At 73.4% G+C, this 23,852-nt stretch carries 21 protein-coding genes and 1 pseudogene; 7 read left to right on the top strand and 15 right to left on the bottom strand.

The features are described from left to right. Window positions 1–40 precede the first annotated feature (40 nt). Genes AB0K18_RS09090 through AB0K18_RS09075 form a run of 4 tightly spaced genes read right to left on the bottom strand, consistent with a single transcriptional unit; the run spans window position 41 to window position 2,566 of the window. Window positions 41–1,027 carry an aldo/keto reductase gene (locus AB0K18_RS09090; RefSeq protein WP_364912074.1) on the bottom strand — a complete coding sequence of 329 codons (987 nt, stop codon included), beginning with the start codon at window positions 1,025–1,027 and terminating at the stop codon, window positions 41–43. Between the two features lie 14 nt (window positions 1,028–1,041). Continuing rightward, window positions 1,042–1,191, bottom strand: a complete 150-nt coding sequence (locus AB0K18_RS09085; RefSeq protein WP_364912071.1) for a hypothetical protein — start codon at window positions 1,189–1,191, stop codon at window positions 1,042–1,044. Then, complete coding sequence (locus AB0K18_RS09080) at window positions 1,191–1,316, bottom strand: hypothetical protein (protein ID WP_364912069.1); 126 nt, start codon at window positions 1,314–1,316, stop codon at window positions 1,191–1,193. The genes AB0K18_RS09085 and AB0K18_RS09080 overlap by 1 nt, the downstream gene beginning before the upstream one ends. 26 nt (window positions 1,317–1,342) lie before the next feature. Beyond that, on the bottom strand, window positions 1,343–2,566 hold the full coding sequence (locus AB0K18_RS09075; protein ID WP_364912066.1) for a GNAT family N-acetyltransferase: 1,224 nt from the start codon (window positions 2,564–2,566) through the stop codon (window positions 1,343–1,345). A gap of 67 nt (window positions 2,567–2,633) precedes the next feature. On the opposite strand from AB0K18_RS09075, the gene AB0K18_RS09070 reads away from it, so the two are divergent. Next, window positions 2,634–5,327, top strand: coding sequence for an AAA family ATPase (locus tag AB0K18_RS09070; RefSeq protein ID WP_364912063.1), 2,694 nt, complete (start codon window positions 2,634–2,636; stop codon window positions 5,325–5,327). A 290-nt stretch (window positions 5,328–5,617) separates the two neighbouring features. Here AB0K18_RS09070 and AB0K18_RS09065 read toward each other — a convergent pair whose 3' ends face one another. Genes AB0K18_RS09065 through AB0K18_RS09040 form a run of 6 tightly spaced genes read right to left on the bottom strand, consistent with a single transcriptional unit; the run spans window position 5,618 to window position 13,520 of the window. Then, window positions 5,618–6,394 (bottom strand): ABC transporter permease, encoded by a 777-nt coding sequence (locus tag AB0K18_RS09065; protein WP_364912060.1) that lies wholly within the window; start codon window positions 6,392–6,394, stop codon window positions 5,618–5,620. After that, entirely contained in the window at window positions 6,391–7,317 is a 927-nt protein-coding gene (locus tag AB0K18_RS09060) for an ABC transporter permease (RefSeq protein WP_364912057.1), read from the bottom strand. Before AB0K18_RS09060 ends, AB0K18_RS09065 begins: the two co-directional genes overlap by 4 nt. Continuing rightward, complete coding sequence (locus AB0K18_RS09055) at window positions 7,314–8,846, bottom strand: ABC transporter substrate-binding protein (protein ID WP_364912054.1); 1,533 nt, start codon at window positions 8,844–8,846, stop codon at window positions 7,314–7,316. The genes AB0K18_RS09060 and AB0K18_RS09055 overlap by 4 nt, the downstream gene beginning before the upstream one ends. A gap of 59 nt (window positions 8,847–8,905) precedes the next feature. Beyond that, window positions 8,906–10,066 carry an MFS transporter gene (locus AB0K18_RS09050; protein WP_364912053.1) on the bottom strand — a complete coding sequence of 387 codons (1,161 nt, stop codon included), beginning with the start codon at window positions 10,064–10,066 and terminating at the stop codon, window positions 8,906–8,908. A gap of 23 nt (window positions 10,067–10,089) precedes the next feature. Continuing rightward, window positions 10,090–13,110: an FxSxx-COOH system tetratricopeptide repeat protein gene (fxsT, locus tag AB0K18_RS09045; protein ID WP_364912050.1), complete on the bottom strand. Its 3,021-nt coding sequence runs from the start codon at window positions 13,108–13,110 to the stop codon at window positions 10,090–10,092. Continuing rightward, on the bottom strand, window positions 13,107–13,520 hold the full coding sequence (locus tag AB0K18_RS09040; RefSeq protein WP_364912047.1) for a hypothetical protein: 414 nt from the start codon (window positions 13,518–13,520) through the stop codon (window positions 13,107–13,109). The genes fxsT and AB0K18_RS09040 overlap by 4 nt, the downstream gene beginning before the upstream one ends. 146 nt (window positions 13,521–13,666) lie before the next feature. Here AB0K18_RS09040 and AB0K18_RS09035 point away from each other — a divergent pair, with 146 nt between their 5' ends. Beyond that, a complete protein-coding gene (locus AB0K18_RS09035) occupies window positions 13,667–14,122 on the top strand; it encodes a class I SAM-dependent methyltransferase (RefSeq protein ID WP_364912044.1) in 456 nt (151 codons plus the stop codon). Here the strand turns inward: AB0K18_RS09035 and AB0K18_RS09030 are convergent. Next, the gene (locus AB0K18_RS09030; RefSeq protein WP_364912041.1) at window positions 14,056–14,961 is read right to left on the bottom strand and encodes an LLM class flavin-dependent oxidoreductase; all 906 of its coding nucleotides are present in this window, start codon (window positions 14,959–14,961) and stop codon (window positions 14,056–14,058) included. The genes AB0K18_RS09035 and AB0K18_RS09030 overlap by 67 nt on opposite strands. A gap of 532 nt (window positions 14,962–15,493) precedes the next feature. Between AB0K18_RS09030 and AB0K18_RS09025 the strand changes: the two genes are divergently transcribed. Then, a complete protein-coding gene (locus AB0K18_RS09025; protein WP_364912039.1) occupies window positions 15,494–15,676 on the top strand; it encodes a hypothetical protein in 183 nt (60 codons plus the stop codon). A 115-nt stretch (window positions 15,677–15,791) separates the two neighbouring features. Then, on the top strand, window positions 15,792–16,520 hold the full coding sequence (locus AB0K18_RS09020) for a helix-turn-helix domain-containing protein (RefSeq protein ID WP_364912037.1): 729 nt from the start codon (window positions 15,792–15,794) through the stop codon (window positions 16,518–16,520). A gap of 12 nt (window positions 16,521–16,532) precedes the next feature. On the opposite strand, the gene AB0K18_RS09015 is transcribed toward AB0K18_RS09020, so the two are convergent. Next, complete coding sequence (locus tag AB0K18_RS09015) at window positions 16,533–16,826, bottom strand: hypothetical protein (RefSeq protein WP_364912034.1); 294 nt, start codon at window positions 16,824–16,826, stop codon at window positions 16,533–16,535. 335 nt (window positions 16,827–17,161) lie between these two features. Here AB0K18_RS09015 and AB0K18_RS09010 point away from each other — a divergent pair, with 335 nt between their 5' ends. From AB0K18_RS09010 to AB0K18_RS09000, 3 genes and pseudogenes are all read left to right on the top strand, one after another. Continuing rightward, a complete protein-coding gene (locus AB0K18_RS09010; protein ID WP_364912031.1) occupies window positions 17,162–17,467 on the top strand; it encodes a hypothetical protein in 306 nt (101 codons plus the stop codon). A 37-nt stretch (window positions 17,468–17,504) separates the two neighbouring features. Next, entirely contained in the window at window positions 17,505–17,831 is a 327-nt protein-coding gene (locus AB0K18_RS09005) for a hypothetical protein (RefSeq protein ID WP_364912028.1), read from the top strand. A gap of 359 nt (window positions 17,832–18,190) precedes the next feature. Next, window positions 18,191–19,660: pseudogene (locus AB0K18_RS09000) on the top strand (BTAD domain-containing putative transcriptional regulator); the annotation flags it as partial. Between the two features lie 1,686 nt (window positions 19,661–21,346). Here the strand turns inward: AB0K18_RS09000 and AB0K18_RS08995 are convergent. The 3 genes from AB0K18_RS08995 to AB0K18_RS08985 form a co-directional block, all read right to left on the bottom strand. Next, window positions 21,347–22,183 carry an ABC transporter permease gene (locus AB0K18_RS08995; RefSeq protein ID WP_364912025.1) on the bottom strand — a complete coding sequence of 279 codons (837 nt, stop codon included), beginning with the start codon at window positions 22,181–22,183 and terminating at the stop codon, window positions 21,347–21,349. Next, complete coding sequence (locus AB0K18_RS08990) at window positions 22,180–23,157, bottom strand: ATP-binding cassette domain-containing protein (protein ID WP_364912733.1); 978 nt, start codon at window positions 23,155–23,157, stop codon at window positions 22,180–22,182. Before AB0K18_RS08990 ends, AB0K18_RS08995 begins: the two co-directional genes overlap by 4 nt. 84 nt (window positions 23,158–23,241) lie before the next feature. Continuing rightward, window positions 23,242–23,706, bottom strand: a complete 465-nt coding sequence (locus AB0K18_RS08985; RefSeq protein WP_364912022.1) for a nuclear transport factor 2 family protein — start codon at window positions 23,704–23,706, stop codon at window positions 23,242–23,244. Window positions 23,707–23,852: the final 146 nt, after the last annotated feature.

The raw sequence follows: 23,852 nt of genomic DNA, 5'->3' as shown, positions 1-23,852 counted from the left end.
CCTCGTGCCGCGCGGCCGCGCTCACCAGGACGTACGCCGGTCACTTACCGGGCTTTTCGGCACGCTCGTCCAGCAGGCCCTCGGCGCACAGGTCGGACCACAACCCCTCGGGGACGCGGGCCTCGAACGCGGCGAGGTTGAGCCGTACCTCGTCGGCCGAGCGCATCCCCACCACGATGCCCGCGACGGCCGGGTGGCGCAGCGGGAAGGCCATGGCGGCCTGGGGGAGGGTCACGCCGTGCGCGGCGCAGACGTCCGCGATCCTGGCGACCCGCTCCAGCACCTCGGGGGCGGGTGGCGCGTAGTCGTAGCGGGCGTCCGCGGCGGGGCGTTCGGTGGCGAGCAGGCCGGAGTTGAAGATGGAGGCGGCCAGGACCGACACCCCGCGTTCCGCGCAGGCGGGCAGCAGGTCGTCGAGCGCGGTGTGGTTCAGCAGCGTGTAGCGGCCCGACAGCATGACCACGTCGGCGTCGCTCTCGCGGACCAGGCGGGTCAGTTTGGCGGAGTCGTACATGCCCGCGCCGATCGCGCCGACCACGCCCTGGGCGCGCAGCTCGGCCAGCGCCGGGTAGCCGTCGCGCAGGGCGGCCTCGAAGTGCTGCTCGGCGTCGTGCAGGAACAGCACGTCGATCCGGTCGACGCCCATGCGGGCCAGGGAGTCCTCGACGCTGCGCAGGATGCCGTCGCGGGTGAAGTCCCAGACCCTGCGGTGGGTGGCCGGGACGGCGAACGCCTCGTCCATCCTGCCCTGCGGGTCCTGGGGCACCAGCAGCCTGCCGACCTTCGTCGACAGCGTGAACTCCGCGCGCGGCCTGCCGCGCAGCAGCTCGCCGACGCGGCGCTCGGAGTGGCCGATGCCGTAGTGGGGTGAGGTGTCGTAGTAGCGGATGCCGGCGTCCCAGGCGGCGGCGAGCGCCTGGGCGGCGGTGTCGTCGTCCAGCGGGTCGAACAGGCCGCCCAGCGGGCCGCCGCCGAAGCCGAGCTCGGTGACCCGTACGGCGCTGCGGCCGAGCTGACGAGTGCGCATGTGACTGGTCTCCTTCACGCGTGGGCGAGGTGGTCGGACAGGACGTCGGTGACGATGCGCCGGTGCCCGGTGCCCGGTGCCCGGTGCCCGGTGGCGGTGGCGGTGGTGGCGGCGGCGATGGTGGCGGCGGCGGTGGGATCGGAGCCGAGGGTCAGGGTCAGCATCAGCAGGCCTTCCACAGCGCCCACCCGCGGGCGCGCGCCCGCTGGGGGAACTGGGCGGCGATCAACCGGCTGACCAGGTCCGCGGTGATGCCCGCGCGCCCGTCGGGAGGAGCAGAGATATGCATGGGGTTCCGTTTCCGTCGGTGATGGGTCAGAAGGCGGGAAAGGCATAGCCCGAGGGGTGGAACGGGGCCCGCTCGCCGCGGAAGGCGAGCGAGGCGGCGGCGACCGCGCCGCGGCGCAGCTCCTCCACCCGGCCGGCCGCGGCCAGCGACGACAACGCGGTGCCGCCCAGGTAGGCCGCGCCCAGCTCGGCCGAGGTCAGCCGCAGGTCGGCACGGGCCCGCGTACGGTCACAGGTGACGGACCCGCCGTCGGCCCGCAGGTGGTGGCGGCCCGCGTTCCACGGGCAGAACGGGTCCTGGACCTCCAGCACCAGGTCGAGCGGGGCCGCGTACCGGCGGGCCGCCAGCGCGCGTCCCACGTCCGCGAGCCGGACCCAGAGGTTGTCCAGCACGGTGGTGCGCGCCGCGCGCGGATCGGCCAGCAGGTGGTACAGCGGCTCGTCCACGGCCCCGTCGTAGGCGAGCCCGGTGTGCGCGTCGAGGTCGATGAGGAAGCGCCACAGGGCGGCGTACGCCGGTCCGGTGGTGGCCGCGACCTCGATCACCTGCACCGTGCCGGCTCTGGAGCGGTAGAGGGCGTAACCGGTGACCTCGCCGCCCGGTTCGGCGTGCACGGCGAAGCGCAGCGCCGTGCCGCCCGCGCGGGCCCGCTCGTGGTCGGCCAGCAGGGCCGCCCAGTACCGCTCCGTCCGGTCCACCCATCCGACCCCGCCGCGGCGGGCGGTGTCGTAGACCTTCTCCAGCAGCGGCAGGGCCTCCTCACGGCCGAGCAGGCGGATCCGGCCGTCGCCGACGCCGGTGCCCGGCCGCAGGGCCATGAACCTCTTCTCGCCCCTGATCTCGGCCACCTGACTGGCCAGGCCGTAGCCGAAGCGGCCGTAGATCGTGGCCTGGGCGGCGTTGAGCGCGGCGATCGGTTCGCCGCCCGACTCGTACAGGTCGGTGAGCTGCCTGCGCATCATCGCGGTCAGTATGCCGCGCCGCCGGTGCGTCGGCAGGACCGCGACGAGCGTGATGCCCGCGACCGGCACCTCCGCGCCGGGGATCGTCATGACACGGCCGTAGATGGACGCGCCGCCGACGATGTCCGCGCCGTCGCAGGCGGCGAGCGTGCGGGAGGGGTCGAGGGAGACGGCGGCGTTCCTGAGACCGCCCTCCGCCCAGTCCTGGCCGTAGGTGGTGGTGACCATGCGGGCCCACGCGTCGATCTCGCCGGCGCCGATGGTCCGCAGCGGGTACCTGCTTGTCATGCTTCGAGCGTGGCCGGATAAACAACCGCCGCACATCGGGTGATCTCTGTATTTATATGCTGGCGCGATGATGGCGGAACGTGTGGTCAGCCCGGTCTTCGTGGGCCGGCACGAGGAGCTGTCCGAGCTGGCGGCGGCCCTGGACACGGCCATCGAGCAGGGCCCCGCGGCGGCGCTCGTGGCCGGCGAGGCCGGCATCGGCAAGTCGCGGCTGCTGGCGGAGTTCGCCCGGTCGCTGGGGCCGCGGGCGCTGGTCGTCGAAGGCGCCTGTACGGAGCTGGGCAGCGACAGCCTGCCGTACGCGCCGTTCGTGACCGTGCTGCGCCGCCTGATCCGCGTCGAGGGGGCGCTGCCCGGCCCCTACCGGCAGCTGGCCCGCTGGTTCCCCGAGCTGGGCGACGCCGGCGACGCGGAGGGCGGCAGGCACCGGCTGTTCGAGGAGGTGCTGACGCTGGTCGAGCGGGTGGCCGCGAGCCGCCCCGTCGTCGTGGCGATCGAGGACCTGCACTGGGCCGACGCCGCCACCCGCGAGCTGCTCGGCTTCCTCGCCAGGAACCTCACCCAGCCCGGCGTCCTCCTGACGATCACGCACCGGCCGTTCGAAACCGGCGACAAGCTGCTGTCGGAGCTGTCCCGCCGCCCGCGCGCCACCCTGCTGCGGCTGGACCGGCTCGACCGGCAGGGCGTGGGCCGCCAGCTCGCCGCCATCCTCGGCGCGGAGCCCGACGCGGCCACCGTACGCCGGGTCCACGAGCGCAGCGACGGCAACCCGCTGTTCGTGGAGGCACTCGCCCGCGCCGGCGAACGCACCCCCGACAGCCTGCGCAGCCTTCTCCTGCACGGCCCGCGCGCGCTGCCCGCCCCGGCCCGCGAGCTGCTGCGCGTCGCCTCGGTGGCGGGCGGCAGGGTCGATCACCGGCTGCTGGAGCGGGTCGCCGGGCAGGGCGGGGCCGAGCTGGACGCCCTGCTGCGCGAGCTGGTCGATCGCAGCCTGCTCGTCATCTCCGGCGACGGCTACGACTTCCGCCACGCGCTGATCCGGCACGTGGTGTACGAGGACCTGCTGCCAGGCGAGCGGGCCCGCCTGCACGCCCGCTACGCCGAGGCGTTGCGCGACTCGGGGGCTCACGCGGAGCTGGCCGCGCACGCCCACGCCGCCGGGGATCGCCGGCTGGCGCTGTCCGCCGCGTACCTGGCCGCGGGGCGGGCGCGGCGCACGTACGCGTACGAGGAGCAGGTCCGCCTGCTCGGCCAGGTGCTCGACCTCTGGGATCCGGACGTAGATTTGGGCGTTGACCGGATCGGCGTGCTGACCGAGATCGCCGAGGCGTGCATGCTGAGCGGCGACTACGCGCGCGGCGCCGAGTACGCCACCGAGGGGCTGGAGGCCGTGGACGAGCGGCGCGAGCCCGAGCGGGCCGCCCAGCTGCTGGAGCATCGGGGCAGGTTGCGGCACCGGCTGAAGGCGACCGGCGTCTCCGACTGGGAACACGCCCTCGCCCTCCTGCCCGCCGACCCGAAGAGCGTCCAGCGGGGCCGGCTGCTCGGCGTCCTGGCCATGGGCCTGCTGCCCGACGTGGCCAGGGCACGCGAGCCGTTCGAGGAGGCGCTGGCGATCGGCCGGCGCACCGGCGACCCCACGGTCACCATCCGCGGGCTGCTGGGCGTCGGCCTGATGACGCGCGACCTCGGCATGGTGGCGCAGGCCCGCACGCTCGCCGGGCGGCTCGACGGCCACGACCTGCTCATGACCGTCCCGATGTACGAGGCCATGCTGCACACCTTGGCGGGCGATCACCCGAGCGCCGTCGCCGCCGCCCGCGACGGCCTGAGCCGCGCCCGCCGCTACGGGCTGGGCCGCAGCCGCGGCGCCGAACTCGCCCGGCACGCCGCGCGCGGGCTGATCCTGGCCGGGCGGTGGGACGAGGCGGACGCCCTGCTGCGCGACGGCCTCCAGGAGGATCCGCCGCCGCTGTCACGGCAGGCCCTGCTCGTTCTCAGCGGCCAGCTGTCGCTGTTGCGCGGGGACGTCGCGGCGGCGGTCTCCGCCGCGTCGGCCGTCGAGCACGTCGAGAGCGACGGCCTGTTCTCCCGCTACCAGCTGCTCTGCCTGCTGGCGGTCGCCCAGGGCGCTCCCGGCCGAGCCGACCTGATCCTGGAACGCGCCCTGAAAGACCCCGAACTCACCCGCATCTACTCCAGCGACGCCCGCCCCATCCTGGTGGCCGGCGCCCTGGCCCAACGAGCCAGGGGTGCCAGGAAGGCCGAGCTCGTCGCGGTCGACGCGCGGCTGGGCGTGGACGGGCGGCTGGACCGCGCCTGGCAGGTCATGCTGCACGCGCTCATCGAGGACGACGGCTGGGATGAGGCGGTGGCGGCCTGGCGGGAGCTGCGGCAGCCGTACGAGCTGGCCCTGTGCCTGTTCCACGGCGCGCGGGCCGCGCTGGAGGCTGGCGACAAAACGGGCGCGACGGCCCGCCTCGGCGAGGCCGCCCGGCTGGCCGACGACCTGGGCGCCGCTCCGCTCGCCCGCGAGATCGCCCTGCTCGGCCGTCCCCGCCGGCCCCAGGAGGGCCTGACGGAACGCGAGCACGACGTGCTCAAGCTGATCGCCGAGGGCCTGAGCAACCGCCAGATCGCCGCCCGCCTGCACATCTCCCCGAGCACGGCGGGCGTCCACGTCTCCCACATCCTCACGAAACTGGGCGCGACGACCCGTACGGAGGCGACGGCCATCGCCTTCCGCAAGGGCCTGGCCTGACCCCTTTTCACGCAGGTTTCACGGCGACCAGCATGTCGCAGGAGCGTCGTCGCGGCCTTCGTCGTCGCGCTCGCCCTGTCCCTCCTCGTCGTCGCCCGCCCCGCACACGGGTGCCCGGCCCGTCGTTCACCAACCCGTGGTCCCCGCCCCCAACAGCGCCGGCCCGACCCTGGTCGTCCACAACGGGTTCTCCTACTACGTCGCAGTGGATCGCCTACCACGCCAGGCTCCGAGGTGCGGCAGCGGACCTGCAACGACCTCGCCGCCCAGCACTGGCGCGTCTCCTGACGTCAGGCCCCGGACCGCTCACGCAGGGCGTCGGCCATGAGCGCGAGGGTCAGGCCGGTGAGGGCGAGTGCCAGCGCGGGCACGACCGCGAGCCTGGGCGCCGTGACCAGCAGCGGCGTGGCCTCGCTCACCATGCCGCCCCAGTCGGCGCCCGGCGGCAGCCCGATGCCGAGGAACCCGAGCGAGGTCACGGCGATCAGGGTGCGCGCGAAGTCGGCCGTGGCGACGGTCAGCACGGGGCCGGCCAGGTGCGGGGCGATCGTCCTGCGCAGCAGGTAGAGCGGCGACGCGCCGATCGCCCGTACGGCCAGGACGTGGTCGGCCCGCGCCACCCGCCGGGCCGCCGTGTGCGCGACGAGGCCGCAGCTCACCCAGCCGAGCGGCACGAGCGCGGCCAGGACCGTGGCGTACCCGGGCGGCAGCACGCCCGCCAGCGCGAGCGCCGGCGTGAGCCCCGGCAGGGCGAGCGCCACGGTCGCGGCGAAGCGCAGCAGCCGCTCGGTCGCCCCGCCCGCCAGCCCGGCCACCGCGCCGGCGAGCGTGCCGAGCGCGGTGGTGATGGCGGTGACGGCGAACGCGACCAGCAGCGAGGTACGGCCCGCCATGGCCGTCCTGGTGAGCAGGTCCCGGCCGAGCTGGTCGGTGCCCAGCCAATGCTGCGGACCGGGCGGCAGCAGGGCACGCCCCAGATCGGGCTTGGAGACGTCGTACCCGGTCAGAAGAGGCGCCACCAGGCAGAACACCACGACCAGCACGAACGCGGAGACCCGGCCCGTCATCGTTCCCCACCTCGCAGCCGCGGGTCCAGGGCCGACAGGCACAGCTCGGTCGCCGCCAGCAGCAGCACCGTCGCCACGGCCACGACCAGCACGTACCCCTGCACGACCGGCACGTCCCGCTGCCTGATCGCCGCCACGGCGAGCTGCCCGATGCCCGGCCAGGCGAACAACGTCTCCACCACCACGGCCCCGGCCAGCAGCTCCGCCACCACCAGGCTCATGGCGGTGACCGCGTTCGGCGCGGCCACGCGCAACGCGTGCACGACGACCGTGCGCCGGCGCCGCAGCCCCTTCGCCGCCGCGAGCCGGACGAACGGCCGCCGCAGCGCCCGCGCCAGGTCCGCGCGCAGCAGCCGCAGCAGCGTCGCGGCCCCGGCCAGGCCGAGCGTGAGCGCGGGCAGCACCACCGAGTCAGGACCGCCGGTGGGCAGCAGCCGCAACCCCACCGCCACCACGCTGATCAGCAGAATCCCCACAATGTACGGAGGCACCCCGCCTGCCGCCACCGTCACCAGCGCGAGGATCCGGCTGTCGAGCGCCCGCGGCCGCACCACGGCCATCAACGCGACCAGCAGCGCGAGCCCCGCCGACACCGCCGCGGCAGCGACCGCCAGCAGCAGCGTGGCCGGCAGCCGCGCCGCGATCTCCGCCGCCACGGGGGAGCGGTCGACGTAGGACCGGCCGAGGTCGCCGCCCAGCACGTCGAGCACCCACCGCAGATACCGGCTGGACAGCGGCTCGTCCAGCCCCAGCTCCGCGCGCAGCGCCGCCACCGCGGCCGCCGTCGGCTGCCCGCCGCCACGGCGCAGGATCTCCTCGGCGGGATCGCCCGGCGCGAGCGAGGTCAGCAGGAACACCAGCACCGACAGCGCCAGCAGCACGAGCAGCAGCTCCGCGAGGCGGCGCAGGAGGACGGCGATCACGTGCCGGGCGCCAGCTCGCCCAGGTCGGTCACGTACGCCACGTTCTGCGTCACGCCGCCGACCTCGGTGGTCGTGACGATCGGGTTGTCCTGATGGGCGAGGGGGATCATCGGCCGGTCGGCCGCCAGCAGCCGCTGGATCCGGTGGTAGAGCTCGCGGCGCTCGCCCTGGTCGGTCTCCGCCGCCGCCCGGTCCACCAGCGCGTCGAACTCCGAGCTGCGGTAGCCGAGCCGGCGATCGACGTTCCAGGACGCGTCCGAGCGAAGGAATCGGCGGAACAGGTAGTCGGCGTCGGCGTTCGGCACGCTGTACGCGCTGAGGAAGACGTCGTAGTCGCCGGCCTCCATCGCCGGCTTGGTGGCCTCGGTGACGCTCACCCGCGCCGGCAGCCCCGCCTGCTCGAACGCGGCACGCAGCACCTCGGCGACGTCGGCGTAGGGGAACTGGCCGGTCTCCGCCGCCGAGATCAGGATGGTGACCGGCCGCTCCGGCGCCTTCGCGGCGGACACGAGCGCGCGTGCCCTGCCGGGGTCATAGGGGGTGCCACCGGGGGCGGCGAGGTCGCCGAAGACCGGGGACAGGAAGCCGGCGCCGGGCTTGGCCGTGCCGGCGAACAACGTGGCGGCGATGGCCCGCCGGTCGATCGCCAGGTCGGCCGCCTCGCGCAGGCGCGGATCCGAGAACGGCGGGCGCGAGGCGTTGAAGGTCAGGTAGTGCGTCAGCACCGACGGGCTGCGCACCACGCGGAAGCGTCCGTCGGCGGCGACCGCGGCGACCTGCGCGGGCAGCAGCGCGCCCTTGTCGATCAGCCCGTCCACCTCGCCGGCGCGTAACGCGGCGACGCGGGCGTTGGCGTCGGGGATCACCTTGACCACGATCGTGTCGTACGCGGGCGCGCCGCCGTGGTGATGCGGGTTGGCGGTGAGCACCGCCTGCTGCCCCTTGGTCCAGCTCGCCAGCGTGTACGGCCCGGTGCCGATCGGCCGGTCACCGAACGAGTCGCCGCCCGCGAACGCCTTCGGCGACTGCACCATGCTGAAGAACCCGGCCAGCCGGCCCGGCAGGTCGGCCACGCCCTCCTTCAGCTCGAACACCACCTTGCCGCCCTCGGCCCGCACCCGCCCGAGCCTGCCGTACGCCGCCTCCATGCCCGCGTCGAGGCTGAAGAAGGCCGACTGCCGGGGCGCGATGCGCAGGAACCGCTCGACGTTGGCCACCACCGACTCGGCGGTCAGCGGCGTGCCGTCGCTGAAGCGCACCCCCTGCCGCAGCGTGAACGTCCACCGCCGCCCCTCGTCCGCGCTGTCCCACGAGGCGGCCAGCGCAGGGACCGGCCGCAACTCGTCGTCCACGGTCACCAGCGGCTCCCACACCCCCAAGGTCTCGTGGACGAAGTACGGATCCTCCGGCCCGGCGACCAGGTCGCGTGGAGCGGCCAGAGTGAGCCTCTTTCCGTCCTGCTCGGCCTGGCCGCAGCCGGCTAAGGCCGCCAGCAGCGCCAGCACCATGATCACCGATCGTCCGCGCACTCTCGATCCTCCCGCCCGCCGCCATCAGAAGGCAACGATAACCGTGTTCACCGCTCGCGTCACAAGCGGTGGTAGGCCAGCAGGGCGAGCGCCGCGACCCCGCAGGCGGCGGCCACCGCCCCCATGACCCAGCCGTACCCGGCCGCCTGGGCCAGCGCGACGGCGGCGAGCGGGGCGGCGGCCTTGTCGGCGACCGCGAACAGCGCGATCCGGCCCGACAGGCTGGCGTAGGCGGTGGTGCCGTACCGCTCGGAGAGCAGGTGCGGCAGCGTGATCGTGCCCACCCCGAACCCGATCCCGAACAGCAGCACGCACCCGATCGCCCCCGCCGCGCTCCCCGCCACCACCGGCATCAGCAGCGCGCCCGCGCCCTGCACCGCGAAGACGCCCGCCGCGACCGGGGCGGCGGCCCAGCGGCGGCGCAGGCCGGTCGTGACCACGCGGCCGGTGACCGACAGCACGCCGAGCAGCCCGGCGACGGTCGCGGCGAACACCGGCGGATGCCCGAGGTGGATCAGGTAGGTGACCAGCAGCACCGCGATGGTCGCCACCGCGCCGTTGTGCGCCGTGAACGCCGCCGCCAGCAGCCAGAAAGGGCGCCCCCGTACGGCGGACCTGACCAGTTCGCCCCTGGTCGTGGCGGTGGCCTTGGCGGCTTGGTGCGCGGGCCCGCGCAGGACCAGGGCGTGCAGCGGGATCGCGGCCAGGCCGTAGCCGAGACCGAGCACGACCAGGGCCTGGCGCCAGCCGTAATGCTCGACCAGCAGGCCGGACAGCGGCAGGAACACCGCCGACGCGAACCCGGCCACGATCGTCACCGCGAGCAGCGCGTTCGCCCTGCCCTGCCGGTACGCCGGCCCGTCGAACCAGGCCATGATCATGGCGAAGGCGGGCTCGTACAGCACCATCGCCGACGCCACCCCGATCGCCACGAACACCCCGTACAGCTGGAGCAGGGTGTGAACCTGCGACCAGCCCAGGACGGCCAGCGTGCCGAGCACCGACCCCGCCGTCATCAGGCCGCGCCCGCCGCGGGCGTCCAGCCACCGGCCCGCGAACGGCGCGCACAGCGCGGTGGTCGCGACGGCGAGGGTGAGCGCGGCGGCGACCTGCGTCCCGCCCGCCCGCAGGTCGCGGGTCATGGGGGTGAGGAAGACGGAGAAGGCGTAGTAGAGCACGCCGTATCCGATGGTCTGGGTGACGGCCAGGGCCGCGACCATGCGCCATCCCTGGTGGAAGCGGCTTATGGCCGGCCTCGCAGGACCGCCCGCAGGTTGGCCCGCACCAGCGTCGTCGTGGGGTGGCCGGGGCCCAGCACCCGCTCGCACTCGGCCAGCGCCCGTTTCAGCAGGGGAGTGGCGCGGCGCACGTCACCGGCCGCGTGATAGGCGGCGGCCAGGTTGTTGCGGCACATCAAGGTGTCGGGGTGGTCGGGGCCCAGAACCCGTTCCGAGCCCGCGTACGTCTCCTCGTACAGCTGGACCGCGCGCTTGTGGTTGCCGGCCGACTCGTAGGCGTAGGCGAGGTTGTTGCGGGAGGCGAGGGTGTCGGGGTGGTCGGGGCCCAGGATCCGCTCGCGGTCCACCAGGATCTCCACCAGCAGGCGGAGCGCGCGGCGCGAGTCGCCGGCGGCGTCGTAGGCGATGGCGAGGTTGTTGCGGGAGTTCAGTGTGGCGGGATGGGTGGGTCCGAGGACGCGTTCGCGGTCTTCCAGCGTGCGCTGGAACAGGGGGATGGCGTGGTCGAGGTCTCCCGCGGCCTGGTAGGCGTGGGCGAGGTTGTTGCGGGAGATCAGGGTGTCGGGGTGGTCGGGGCCGAGGAGGCGTTCGCGGTCCTTCAGGTTCTGCTCGTGCAGGCGTCGCGCTTCGGCCAGGTCCCCCGCCGACTGGTACGTGTGGGCCAGGTTGTTGCGGGAGATGAGCGTGTCGGGGTGGTCGGGGCCCAGGAGGCGTTCGCGGTCCTTCAGGTTCCTCTCGTACAGCCGCAGGGCCTGCCGGACGTTGCCCGCGGCCTCGTAGGCGTGGGCCAGGTTGTTGCGTGACGTGAGCGTGTCGCGGTGGTCCGGGCCCAGGACCCGTTCGCGGTCCTCCAGCGCCTGCTCGAACAGGGCGACGGCGCGGCGGAGGTCGCCTGCCCACTCGTAGGTGACGGCCAGGTTGCTGCGTGAGGTCAGAGTGTCGGGGTGGTCGGGGCCGAGCACGCGTTCGCGGTCCGCCAGCGTGCGCTCGTCCAGCTCCGCGGCGCGGCGCAGGTCGCCGGCCTCCCGGTAGGCGTGGGCCAGGTTGTTGCGTGAGGTGAGCGTGTCGGGGTGGTCGGGGCCCAGGACGCGCTCGCGGTCCTCCAGCGTCTGCCGGAACAGGCGGGTGGCGAGGCTCAGGTTCCCCGCCGTCTGGTAGGCGAGGGCGAGGTTGCTGCGGGTGGTCAGCGTGTCCGGGTGGTCCGCACCCAGCACCCGCTGCGAGCTGTCCAAGGTCTGCTCGTAGATCGGGATGGCGCGGCGCAGGTCGCCCGCCGCCTCGTAGGCGGCGGCCAGGTTGTTGCGGGTGGTCAAGGTCTGCGGGGCGTCGGTGCCCAGCAGCCGTTCCGTGCGCTCCAGCGTCTCCTCGTAGATCGGGACGGCGTGCTCCAGGTCGCCCATCGCGCGGTAGGCGCTCGCGAGGCCGTCACTCGACGACAGCGTGGCCGGGTCGTCCTCGCCCAGCAGCCGCTCGCACGTGGCGCGGGCCCTGGTGTGCAGCTCGATCGCGCTCTCCAGCGAGCCCTGGCCGTTGAGGAAGACGCCGGTCCTGTCGAGCAGGCCCGCGGTCGTGAGCGTGTCGGTGCCGGGGGCGGCGTGCTCGGTCAAGGCGATGACGTGCGGCAGCAGAGCCCGCCACAGCGGCCAGCCGGCCGGGTCACGCGGCCAAGGGGCGGCCGCGGTGTCGAGCAGGGCGGTCGCCTGCGTGCGGGCGGCGTCGACGGCCGTGGCCGGGCGGTGCGGGTCGGCGTCGTCAGGGGTGCGGGTCACGGCCTGGACCAGCCGGTGCACGGTGACCGTCTCGCGGTCCAGGGTGACCATGTTGTACGCGGCCAGCTCACCGAGCGCGTGCCGCACCTCGGCCTGGCCCGCGTCCATGCCGTCCAGCAGGATGCGGGGGACGGGCTGCGCGCCGTACCAGGCCAGGACGCGCAGCACGTCCACGGCGTACGGGGTGCCGGCCAGGCGGTCGAGGGTGAGCCGCCACACCCGCGCGATCGTCCGCTCGGCGTCGCCACCACGGGCGACCTGGTCGTACATGACGGCCGGCTGCCGCCGCAGCAACTCCAGATACTCGCGCGGCGTGATCCTCGTCTGATGCAGGTACGCCCCGGCCTGCTCGATGGCCAACGGCAGGTACCCCAACTCCCGCACCAGCTCAGCAGCCCCATCGAGACCCCCGCTCTCGCCGGGCTCGGTCGCGGCGGCTCTGCCGGGGTCCCCGGCGTCCGTAGACCGTACGGCTCCGTCCAGGTTTCCGCCGTCCACGAGCTCCGGGGCGGCGAGGCGGGTCAGGAGTTCGATCGCTTCTCGTTCGCTCAGCACGTCCAGGCGCAGGACCTGGGCGTCCAGGCGGTGCCAGCCCTCGCCCAGGCGGCTGGTCACCAGCACCTTCCCGGTCAGGACCCGCCGCAGCAGCGGCTGCACGTCGGCGACCTCGTCGACGTTGTCCAGCACCAGCAGCCAGCCCTGGTGGGCGGCGAGCCAGGCCGTGGCCCGCTCGGCCAGCGCCTCCAAGGGCAGGGCCGTGGTCAGCTCCGGCTGCAGGGCGACCGCCAGCCTGGCCAGCCCGGTCCTGACGGCCTGGCCGGACTCGGCGGTGATCCACCACACCGGGTTCGGCCGCCCGGCGTCCTGCCTTCTGGCCTGGGCCAGCGCGTAGTGAGCGGCCAGCGTGGACTTGCCGACGCCGCCCAGGCCGTGCACCGCGGAGACCACCACCTCGTTCCCGCCCCGCAGCGCCACCTCCAGCCGCGCCAGCTCGTCCCCACGCCCCACGAACGTCCGGGTGTGCCGGGGCAGATTCACCAGGCCAGGCGGCGCGACGACCTCGGTGACGGGCCGCAGCACGATCTCCGGCAGCACCGTCTCGTTGACGACCTGGTCACGCCCGGCCTGATAAATCCGCGCATTCCCGGAGGCCGTCGCCTCCATCCGCACCTCCACCGCCCCGGAGCCCGTCGCAGTGAGCCCCTCGGGTTGAGGTGGGGTCGTCGTCGGTGGGTCGTCCGGTGGTGGGGTGGTCATCGTTCGTTGATGGTCTGGTCGCGTGCGCTCTGGTAGACGCGGCCGGAGCCCGATGCCTCGGCCCGCAACCGCACGTTCGTGGCATGGTCGCCGGTGGAGGCGATGCCGGTGTTCTCGCCGATCGCGACGGAACGCTCGCCGGCGGCGACGGCGCCCGCGCCGAACTCGGCGACCAGCTCCCGCAGCTCGGCCTCGGCGGCGGGATCGTCCTCCAGCAGATCGCCCAGCCGCGACCGCCACGCCGCCTCCTGCTCGGCGCGGGCCCGCTCCAGCTCGGCCCCGGTCCGGCCGACGAGCTCCTGCCGTGAGCGCTCCAGCCGCCGCACCACGACCTCCTCCCGCTCAGGGTCACCCCGCCCGATCAACCGGGCGAACCGCTGCTTCACGGACGTCCACGCATCGGTGGTCATCTCCGACACCAACGTCGTGGCTCCCGCCGCGACCAACGCCGCCAACGCCTCACTCCACATCGTGCCCCTCCTGCCCGCCGAGACAAGTACTCCCGTCCTGTTTGACCGCGAAACGATCGAGGAAGTTCCGCGAGTACAGTCCGGGCATGGGTTTCGATCACAACGAGCACTATCACGAGCTGCTCATCCGGGAGATCCCAGAAGGTGCGAAGAAGGCCCTGGACGTCGGCTGCGGCACCGGCGCGTTCGCCCGCCGGCTGGCCGGGCGGGGCCTGGAGGTGGACGCGATCGACACGTCCGCCATCCTCGACGAGGAGGGGATGCCGCCCACGGTGCGCTTCCGCCGATGCGACATCACCACGGCGGAGCTGCCCGAGCGCCACTACGACGTCATCTTCTGCCCGGCGTTCCCGTTCGGGCGGCGGCTGTTCGAGGCGATGGAGATGCCCTGGACGCGGGCACCCGCTGCGCCTGCCGGAGCAGCGGGCGTTCGCGTCGGGGCCCACGTTCCGGCGTTGCGTGCGGCCCTGCGACGTCAGGCCGGGTGCCAGCCCAGTCCGGGCCCCAGTTCGGTGGCGATGTCGGTGAGGATCTGGACATAGTCCTCGTGTTCGAAGGTGAACGGCAGCGCGAACGCCACCTCGTCGATCTCCTGGAAGGCGGCGTACTCGGCGTACTTGGCCCGCTGCCGCGGGGTGGCCGAGTCCGTGGGGATGACGACGAGGCCCTGGGAGACGCGGGCCTGGTCGCCGTCGGGGTGCTGCGCGCGGAACTCCCGTACGTGCGAGAGCTGGATCCGCGCGAAGTCCTCCGACTCCTCGGCCTTGACGACGCTGCTGGTCAGGAAGTTCATGCCGTGCTCGCCCGCCCACCGGGCAGAGCGCAGGCCGGCTCCGCCGTACCACATGCGGCTGCCCAGGCCGGGTGAGTGCGGCTGCACGCGGTCGGAGAAGACCTCGAAGCCCTCGGTGCCGCTGAAGGAGGTGGCCGCCTCGCCGCGGACGAAGCCGAGCAGCCGCCGTACCCGCTCGTAGCTGAAGTCCTCCAGGTCGGCGGTGCCGGGGTGGAGCGCGTCCTTGACCCGGTCGTAGTGCATGGGCGGGCCGACGCTGACGCCGGGGTTGAGCCGGCCGCCGGACAGGATGTCGACGGTGGCGAGGTCCTCGGCCAGCCGCAGCGGGTTCTCCCAGCCGAGCGGGATGACCGCGGTGCCCAGCTCGATGCGGGTGGTGCGCTGGGTGGCGGCGGCGAGGACGGCGACGGGGGAGGAGATGCCGTATTGGAGGTGGCGGTGGCGTACCCAGGCGCTGTCGAAGCCGAGCCGCTCACCCAGCTCGTTGATCCGCAGGGTCGACTCGTGTCCGGGGCGGGGGTCGGCCCCGTCGAACAGGCCGATGGTCAGGAAACCCAGCTTGCGCAGGGGTCGCGTGGGCAGCGGCACGGCGCTTCCTCTCTCCCGCAACATTGCCTAGCCAAATGGTAGGTTAGCGGGACAAAGCCGGCATGCGATGAGGACCGTTGTCTGCGCGCATCGCTCAAGATCGAGTCCCGATGCGCGCCCTCTTGTCGGGCGCGCCCGGCGTAGTAGTCAGGCGAGAAGGGATGGGGGAGTGGGCTACCACCCCCACGCCCCCATCCTCGTGGACTGACGGCTCAACGAACTCGACAAAGAGGCATGAGGCATCAGCGTCACCATCGAACCTCAGCGTCGTGCACGGAACAACCGGGCAGGGGAATGATGTCCCCCGGGAGAATACTTTCTACGGCGAAAGGTGGAGAATCTTCCTCCGCCAATCCCGTCATCTGAAGGAAATGTCTGATGTTTTCGCAGGTCTGACTCGATTTTCGGGTGGAAAGCCGTCAATGTGAAGGTATCGCTGGCTCTCGTCGTCGAGTTACCTTTAATGTCGTTCCTGCGCGGGCTCCTACCAAGCCTACAAAGCGCGAATAAATCGACAAAGAGGCAAAGGATAATGAGAAACGTATTCACCTTCAGTATGGGCGCGCTGCTCGTTGCAGCAATCATCGTCATCTACAGCTACGTCGCCATAAAAGTCGCCAAGCGCGCTCCCGCCGCTCTCGTACGGGTGCTGGTCACGCTCACCCTCACGCTGGGCGCCATCCCGGCGATCCTGTACGCACTCTACGGCGCTTAGGGGCGCTGCGATGCATGCGCTACCGCCCCCCAGAAGACCCAGCCGGCTCGCCTTTTGGCGTGCGCTTCCCGCCCTGGAACGTCAGGCCCTGCTGCGCCTGGGAACGCAGCGGCACGTGTTCAAAGGCGACCGTCTGACCGCCCGTCCCCGGCAGGGCATCACGGTCCTGACCGCGGGCTGCTGGATCCTGCTCCAGGTGGGAAGTGCCTCCACGACGCGGCAGGTCGTCGATGTGGCCGCGCCCGGCGATCTCGTCGATTCCTCGTACGTCCCCTACCAGTACAGGGAGACGCCGCACGTGGAGGGGATCGTGCTGACGAAGGGACGAGTCCTTCACATCGCTCCTGAGCTCGTCCCGATCGCCATGCACGACATGCCCGGGATCCGTACGCTCATCCACCAGGTGCAAGGTGAGAAACAACATTTCGACGACCAGGTGCGCGCCGCCGTCCGGCTCGACATCGAAACCCGGCTGGCGCGGCTTCTTCTGGCATTGCTGCACCGTTTCGGAGAACGGCAGGCCGGCGGCCGTAACGTCCTCGCTCCTTCCTTGTCGCACGCTGATCTCGCTGCGTGGATCGGAGTCAGCGAGTCGTCGGTCTGGCGCACCCTCCGCCGCTGGCGCCGGGACGGGGTGATCGGCACCGGCTATTCGACGCTCGCCATTCTCAACCCGAAAGAGATGCAGAAGCTCGCCGATTCGCCGGACATGCCGTATGCGGCTTACCCCGCCGCCGCCCGTAACAAGAGGTACGACGGGTCTCCTGGCACCACCGGGGCGGTCGTTGCAAGCGGGCTCGGTGTCGGCGTGCGCGTCAGCACGGATCTGCCTCCAGGCCTGTAGGACACCTCGTGCTCAGCGCAGCACCTGGAAGTGGCGGGTGCCGTCGCGTTCGAGCTGCTCGACCAGGCCGAACTCCCACTCCAGGTACGCCTCCACGGCCTCCCGCGGGTTGTCCGTGCCCTCGTACGGACGCCGGTACCGGTCGGCCGGTGCGACCGCGTACCGGCCCCCGGCCGTCTCCAGGGGGAAGTGCCAGGCCGCGGTGCCGCCTTCCAAGGCGAAAGCGTGGCGGGGGTCGGCGGCGACGAAGCGGGCCAGGAGGCCGGTCGGTGAGATGAGGACGTACCGGGGCGCGGCGTCGATCACGGCGAGCGCGGCGGGCAGCAGGGCGCGGGCGGCGTACCAGGCGCCGGGGATGGGCCAGCCACGAGCCGGTCATCGCCGCGCGTACCCCGTCGTCGTCCACGACCACGATGCGGGCGCCGGGCACCGGCGCGTAGTGGTCGGTCTCCTGGACGAGCTGCCCGCCGGGCGCGTGCCGGGCGCCGTCGAGGTGCCCGCGCGCGTACGGCGGCCGTGCGGACGTCGAAGACGTACGTGGTGCGGTCGGGCCGGCGCAGACCGGGCAGCTCGCTTGCCCGGAGGAAGGCGACCCCGGCCCGCTCGGCGACGGCGCGCGCCCCGGACACGGCGAGCGCGTGATGGGGCGGCGTCACAGCGAGCGGCGCCGTACGGGTCGCGCCGCACTCCTGCTGCGCCTGCGCGAGACCCGCGACCTCGACGTCCTGCTCATCACGCACGACCTCGGCTCGCTCGGCGGCGTCGCGGACCGCGTCGTCGTGCTCCACCACGGGCGGGCGGTGGAGACCGGCACCACCGAGGAGATCTTCCTCGCGCCGCGCCACCCCTACACCCGGCTGCTGGTACGTCCGTGCCGTCGATCAGGGACGAGCAGCCCCCCGACCCCGCCGCCCGCCGGGCCCTGCGGGAGCAGGTACGCGCCCTGACCCCCTCCGACCTCTCATGACCACCTGGAGCTCGCACATGACGCACACCGGCGACCACCACGCCCCCGAAGGGCTGCGGACCCGAGGCACGGTCATCGTCGTGCCCGGCCGCGGCGAGACCCGCGCCACCTACGCCCGCCTCGGCGCCCGCCTCGCCTACGACGCCTACCGCGTCCGCGTCGTGGACGCGCCGGTCGCGGGTCCCGCAGCCGCCCCCTGCTCGCCCCCGCCCCTCCGCACGACGTCTGGTGGCCGGACGGTGTCGTCCTCGCCGGCCTCCCCGCCATCGGCACGCGGGAGGACGCCTCATGGGAGGACGAGCTGGACGTCCGCACGTCCTGCCCCACCCATCCCGGCGTCCTGACCGGCGACGAGCGGGTACGGCGCGGCACGCTGGCCACCGTCCTGCCGCAGGACCTGCTCGACGCGGCGTACGCGAACACCACCGGCATCCCCCACCTGCTGCTGACCGGCGACGCCGACCTCGGCGGACCTCGGCGCGATCGTCGCAGCGGCCAGGACCCTCCCGAAGGCCCGCCTGGCCGTCGTCAGGGGCGCCCACCACGACGTGCTCGACGGCCTTCAGCACCGCGCGGTCGCCGCCGAGATCGTCACCTTCCTGGAGGCGCTGCGCGAGAACCTCGTCCCCGCCTTCACCGTGGAGACGACCACCTGGTGATCATCGATCAGCGGGGCGGGCGCCGCTCGTCCTAAGCTGTCGGTATGTCCCCCGCTCTGGTTCTGCTGGACGGCCTGCGCTGGCAGGGTGCCCGCGTGTCCGGCGATCGCGCCCACACGCTGCTGGCCCTGCTCGCCCTGCGCGGCCGCGCGGGGGTCAGCGACGAGCGGCTGGTGGAGGAGCTGTGGCCGGAGGAGCCGCCGGCCAACCCGACGAAGGCGCTGCAGGTCGTCGTCTCCCGCACCAGGGCGGCGACGGGCGCGGCCGTCGTGGAGCGCACGCCGCGCGGCTACCGGCTCGGGCTGCCCGCGCAGGACGTGGACGTCCTGCTGCTCGAAGCGCTGGCCGAGCGCGCCCGCGACGCGCTGGCGGGCGGCGACACGGCGCTCGCCGTCCGGCACGCGGAAGAGGCGCTGGCCATGACGTCCGCGCTCGGCGGCGCCGACCGGGCGGCGGGCGCGCTGTCCGAGCTGCGCGACCTCGCCGCCGCCTGCGCCGCCGAGGCCCGCAGGGTGGCTGCGATCGCCCACTCGCGGGCCGGCGCGCACGACCAGGCCCTGCCGCTGCTTGAGCAGGCCGCCGCCGGCCGCCCCCAGGACGAGGAGCTGCTGGCCTGCCTGCTGCGCAGCGAGTCCGCCGTCCGCGGCGCGCCCGCCGCGCTCGAGCGCTACGAGCGCCACCGCGCCGAGCTGGCCGCCCGCCTCGGCACCGGGCCCGGCCCCGACCTGGCCCGCGTGCACGCCGAGCTGCTGGCCGCCGACCGCCCGGTGCGCCAGGGCATCCTGTACGACGGCTCCACCCTGCTCGGCCGCGACGACGACATCCGCGCGCTGCACGCCCTGCTGCACGCCCACCGGGTGGTCTCCATCGTCGGCCCCGGCGGCCTGGGCAAGACCCGGCTGGCCCACGTCGTCGGCAGGCACGCCGCGCAGCCCGTCGCCCACTTCGTCGAGCTGGTCGGCGTCTCCTCCTCTGAGGGCGTGGTGGGGGAGGTCGGCTCGGCGCTCGGGGTGCGCGACTCGATCAGCGGACGCCGCATCCTGACCGCGGAGCAGCGCTCGGACGTACGCGCCAGGATCGCCCAGCAGCTCTCCCAGACGCCCGCGCTGCTGATCCTCGACAACTGCGAGCACCTGATCGAGGCCGTCGCCGACCTGGTGGCGTTCCTCACCGTGACGACCCGCGACCTGCGGGTGCTGATCACCTCCCGCGCCCCGCTGTCCATCCCCGCCGAGCGCGTCTACCTGCTGGGCGAGCTGCCGAGGCAGGACGCGGTCGAGCTGTTCCGCCAGCGCGCCACGGCCGCCCGCCCCGGCGTCCTGCTCGACGACACGACGGTCGAGCAGGTGGTCGCCCGCCTCGACGGGCTGCCGCTGGCGATCGAGCTGGCCGCCGCCAAGGTGCGGGTGATGGCGGTGGCGGAGATCGAGCGGCGGCTGGCCGACCGGTTCGCCCTGCTGCGCGGCGGCAACAGGACCGCCCCCGACCGACACCGCACGCTGCTCGCCGTCATCGACTGGTCCTGGAACCTGCTGGGTGAGCCCGAACGCCGGGCGCTGCGCTGGATGTCGTTGTTCGGCGACGGCTTCACCCTCGCCGCGGCCGAGGCCGTCCTCGGTCACGGCGCCCTGCACGCCGTGGACGCCCTGGCCGAGCAGTCGATGCTGAGCGTCCGCGAGACCGCCCACGGCCTGCGTTACCGCATGCTGGAGACGGTCAGGGAGTTCGGCAGGATGAAGCTGAAGGAGGCCGGCGAGGAGGAGCCCGCCCGGCGGGCGCAGCTCGCATGGGCGGCGGCCTACTCGCTCGGTCACGCCACCCGGCTGTTCGGTCCCGAGGAGTTCGCGGCGGCCGACGCGCTGCGCGCCGAGGAGGGCAACCTCGCCGACCTGCTCAGGCAGGCGCTCGCCGAGCCCGACCCGGCCACGACCGTGCGGCTGCTGGCCGGCCTCGGCGCGATGTGGTCCGTACGCGGCGACCACGAGCGCATCCTCGTGCACGGCGACGCCATCAGCGAGGCGCTCACCGGCTGGACCCCGCCGCCCGCCCTGGTCGAGGTGACCAGGGCGGCGACGCTGGTCACGCTCTCCAACATCATGGTCGTCGCCGAGCACCGCGGGCAGGCGCTGCTCGATCTGCTGCGCCGGTTGCCCGTCGGCGCCGAGACCGACCCCCGCCTGGTGGCGCTGACCGTGGTGACACTCGCCGGCGAGGGGCTCGACACCCCCGCCATGCTGGAGCGGCTGGCCGAGCTGTCCACGAGTGACGACGAGTACGTCGCGTTCGCGGCCACGCGGCAGCGCGCCCACCTGCTGGAGAACGCGGGCGACGTGGCGGGCGCGGTCGAGGCCGCCGAGCAGACCGTGGCGCTGCTGAAGCAGGACGACGGCCAATGGCTCGGCGCGATCATGCACGCCATGCAGGCCCACCTGATCCTGCAGCTCGGCGACCGCAGGCGGGCCGTCGAGCACGCCAGGATCGCCCTGCCCGTGCTGCACCGCATCGGCGCCTCCGACGACGAGGCGCAGCTGCGGGCGGTGCTGGTGTCGGCCGCCATCGCCGACGGCGACCTTGAGCGCGCGGAGGCCGAGCTGGCCGTCATCGGGCGCATCAACGACAACGAGCCGGTGATGGGCGGGGTGGCGACGCTCGCGCTGTGCTCCGCCGAGATCGCGCTGGCCAGGGGCGAGACCGACAGCGCGCTCGCCGCGTTCAGGCTGGGCGTGCAGCGGGCGCGCGAGCTGCGGGTGCCCGGCATGGCGGACGTGGAGGCGGCCCCGTGGACGGTCGTCGCCGAGTCGATCGCGCTGACCGCGCACGCGTACCACGCCCGAGGCGACGACGTCCGCTACGGCGAGCGGCTGTTCGCCGACGTCGCCCGCCACGACCTGCTCTCGCCCCACAACCCCCACCTCGACTACCCGATGTGCGGGTCGATGCTCTTCGGGCTGGGCGCCTGGGGGCTGCTGCGCGGCGCCATGCCCGCCGAGCCCGCGATCAGGCTGCTGGTGCTGGCCGAGCGGTTCTCGTACAACATCCTGCTGCCGAGCATGGCGATCGAGCGCATCGAGCCGCACGCCGAGCGGGCCGCGCCCGGCCTGCTCGCGGCCGTCCGCGCCGAGTACGGCGACCGGCGCGGTGCCGGCCTGCTCGGGGAGGCGCAGCGGTTCGTCGAGCAGGCCGCAGAGCCGACGGTCGGGTCACAGGTGCCGTTTGTAGCTGCGGACCGACAGCGGCGCGAAGATCGCGATGACGGCCAGGCCGGCGAGGATCGTCCAGGCCACCTCGCCGGAGACGGTGGCGTGGTTGGCCAGGTCGCGGGCCGCCGTGACCAGGTGTGAGACCGGGTTGACCCGGACGAACGCGGCCAGCCACCCGGGCAGGCTCTCCACCGGCACGAACGCGTTCGACAGGAACGTCAGCGGAAACAGGATCATCATGGAGAAGCCCTGCACGGCCTGGGCGCTCCTGGCGATCGTGCCGATCCAGGTGAAGATCCACGCCAGCGACCAGCCGGTGAAGATGGCCAGCAGGATCGCGGCCAGCACGCCGCCCGCCCCGCCGCCCGGCCGGTAGCCCATCACCAGCCCCATGGAGAAGGTCAGCGTGGCCGCGATCGTGTAGCGCGACAGGTCGGCCACCATGGGGCCGGCGAGCGGCGCGATCCGGGCGATGGGCAACGACTTGAACCGGTCGAAGACGCCCTTCTCCATGTCCTCGCGCAGCTGCGTACCGGTGGCCATGCAGGTCGTCAGCACGGTCTGGGCGAGGATGCCGGGGATCATCAGCGGCAGGTAGCTCTCGACGTCGCCGGCGATGGCGCCGCCGAAGACGTAGGCGAACATCGCGGTGAACAGGATGGGCTGCAACGCCACGTCGAAGAACTGCTCGGGGTTGCGGCGCATCTTCTTCAGCGCCCGCCACGCCATCGCCATGGTCTGGCTGACGGTCTCCGCCACGGAGACGCGCCGGCGGGCGGCGGCCACCCGGGCGGCGGCGTCGACCGTCTCGCGGGCGGGTGCGATCGTGGTGGTCATCGGTCCTCCTCGTTGTCGTCGCCGTCCGTCTCGTGGCCGGTGAGGGCGAGGAACACCTCGTCCAGGCTGGGCTTGGCGACGCTGACCGACGCGATCGGCAGACCGGCCGTGCGCAGCGCGATCAGCACCTCCCCGGCCAGGTCGGCCTGGTCGAGCGCGACGTTCAGCCGGCCCTGCTCGGGGCTCAGCACCGGGTCGGTGCCGAGCACGCGCCGCACCACCCCGACGGCGGCGGGCACGTCGGCCGGGTCGGCGAGCAGCAGCTGCAGCGTGGAGTCGCCGACCGTGGTCTTCAGCTCGTCGGGGGTGCCCTCGGCGACCTTGCGGCCGTGGTCGATGACCGCGACGCGGTCGGACAGCTGGTCGGCCTCGTCCAGATACTGGGTGGTCAGCAGCACCGTGCAGCCGTCGGCGACCAGGCCGCGGATCGTCTCCCACATCTGGCCGCGGGTGCGCGGGTCGAGGCCGGTGGTCGGCTCGTCCAGGAAGATCAGCGGCGGCCTGGTGATGAGGCTGGCCGCCAGGTCGAGGCGGCGCCGCATGCCGCCGGAGAACTGCGCGATCGGCTTGTCGGCGGCGTCCAGCAGCCCGAAGCGGCCCAGCAGGTCGTCGCCGACGCTGCGGGCGCGGGCGCCGGGCAGGCCCTGGAGGCGGCCGAAGAGCCAGAGGTTCTCGCGGGCGGTCAGGTGCTCGTCGACGGAGGCGTACTGGCCGGTGACGCCGACGAGCTGGCGGATGACGTGCGGGTCGCGGGCCACGTCGACCCCGAAGATCTCGGCCCGGCCCCCGTCGATCGCCAGCAACGTGGCCAGCATCCGCAACATGGTGGTCTTACCGGCGCCGTTCGGGCCGAGGATGCCGAAGATCTCGCCGGTCCGCACGTCGAGGTCGACGCCGTCGACCGCGCGGTGCGTCCCGAACGTCTTCGCCAGCCCCTCGGCACGGACGGCCACGCCGGGTGGAATGTCGGTCATGCTCATGACCGCACTCTCGGCGGCCCGGGTTTCACCGCGCCCTCGACCGGGTTTCACGAGCCCGCGCCGCCGTGAAACCCCTGCTCAGCCGGCCGTGTCCGGTCGGCAGGCGTCGGCGATCGCTCCCGGGTCCCAATAGAAGGGGCGGCATTCGAGCATGCGGCCGTCCCTGACGGTGATCAGCTGCACGATCAAGGTGTCGACCTCCCGGCCGGTGGCACGGGCGCGGAAGCGCACCCGGTTCCGCACGACCACGGTGTCCCCCTCGCCCCAATGCTCCTGCTCCAGGAACTCCATCGACTCCCAGACCGCACTGAACCGGGCCAGGAACCGCTCCATGCCGTCGTGGCCGCGCCAGGTTCCAGAACCGGTGAAGGGCAGCCCGGGAGCCTGATGCAGGGTCACCTCCGGATCGAGGTAGGCGGCGACGTCGTCGTAGCTCGCCTTGCCGAATCCACCCGCGGCCACGTACGCGGCCTCGGCCTGGTAGATCTTCTGCATCACCGTCCAGGCGCCGGCCTGGTCTTTTGCCGTATTCGCTGTAGTCATGGCGCCAGCATCGCCGACCGGGACGATCTCCGCTGGCGGCCATCAGACCTCTTGGCTGTGCCTGCTCAGAGCCGGCCGGCGTCGCGGGAGACGGTGATGTCACGGATCGTCGATCTTGCTGCGGGACGCGTGGCGGGCGTTCAGCT

The organism is Nonomuraea sp. NPDC049421 (assembly GCF_040677005.1).
Taxonomy (GTDB): domain Bacteria; phylum Actinomycetota; class Actinomycetes; order Streptosporangiales; family Streptosporangiaceae; genus Nonomuraea; species Nonomuraea salmonea.
This window is presented reverse-complemented; position numbering and strand designations above follow the sequence as displayed.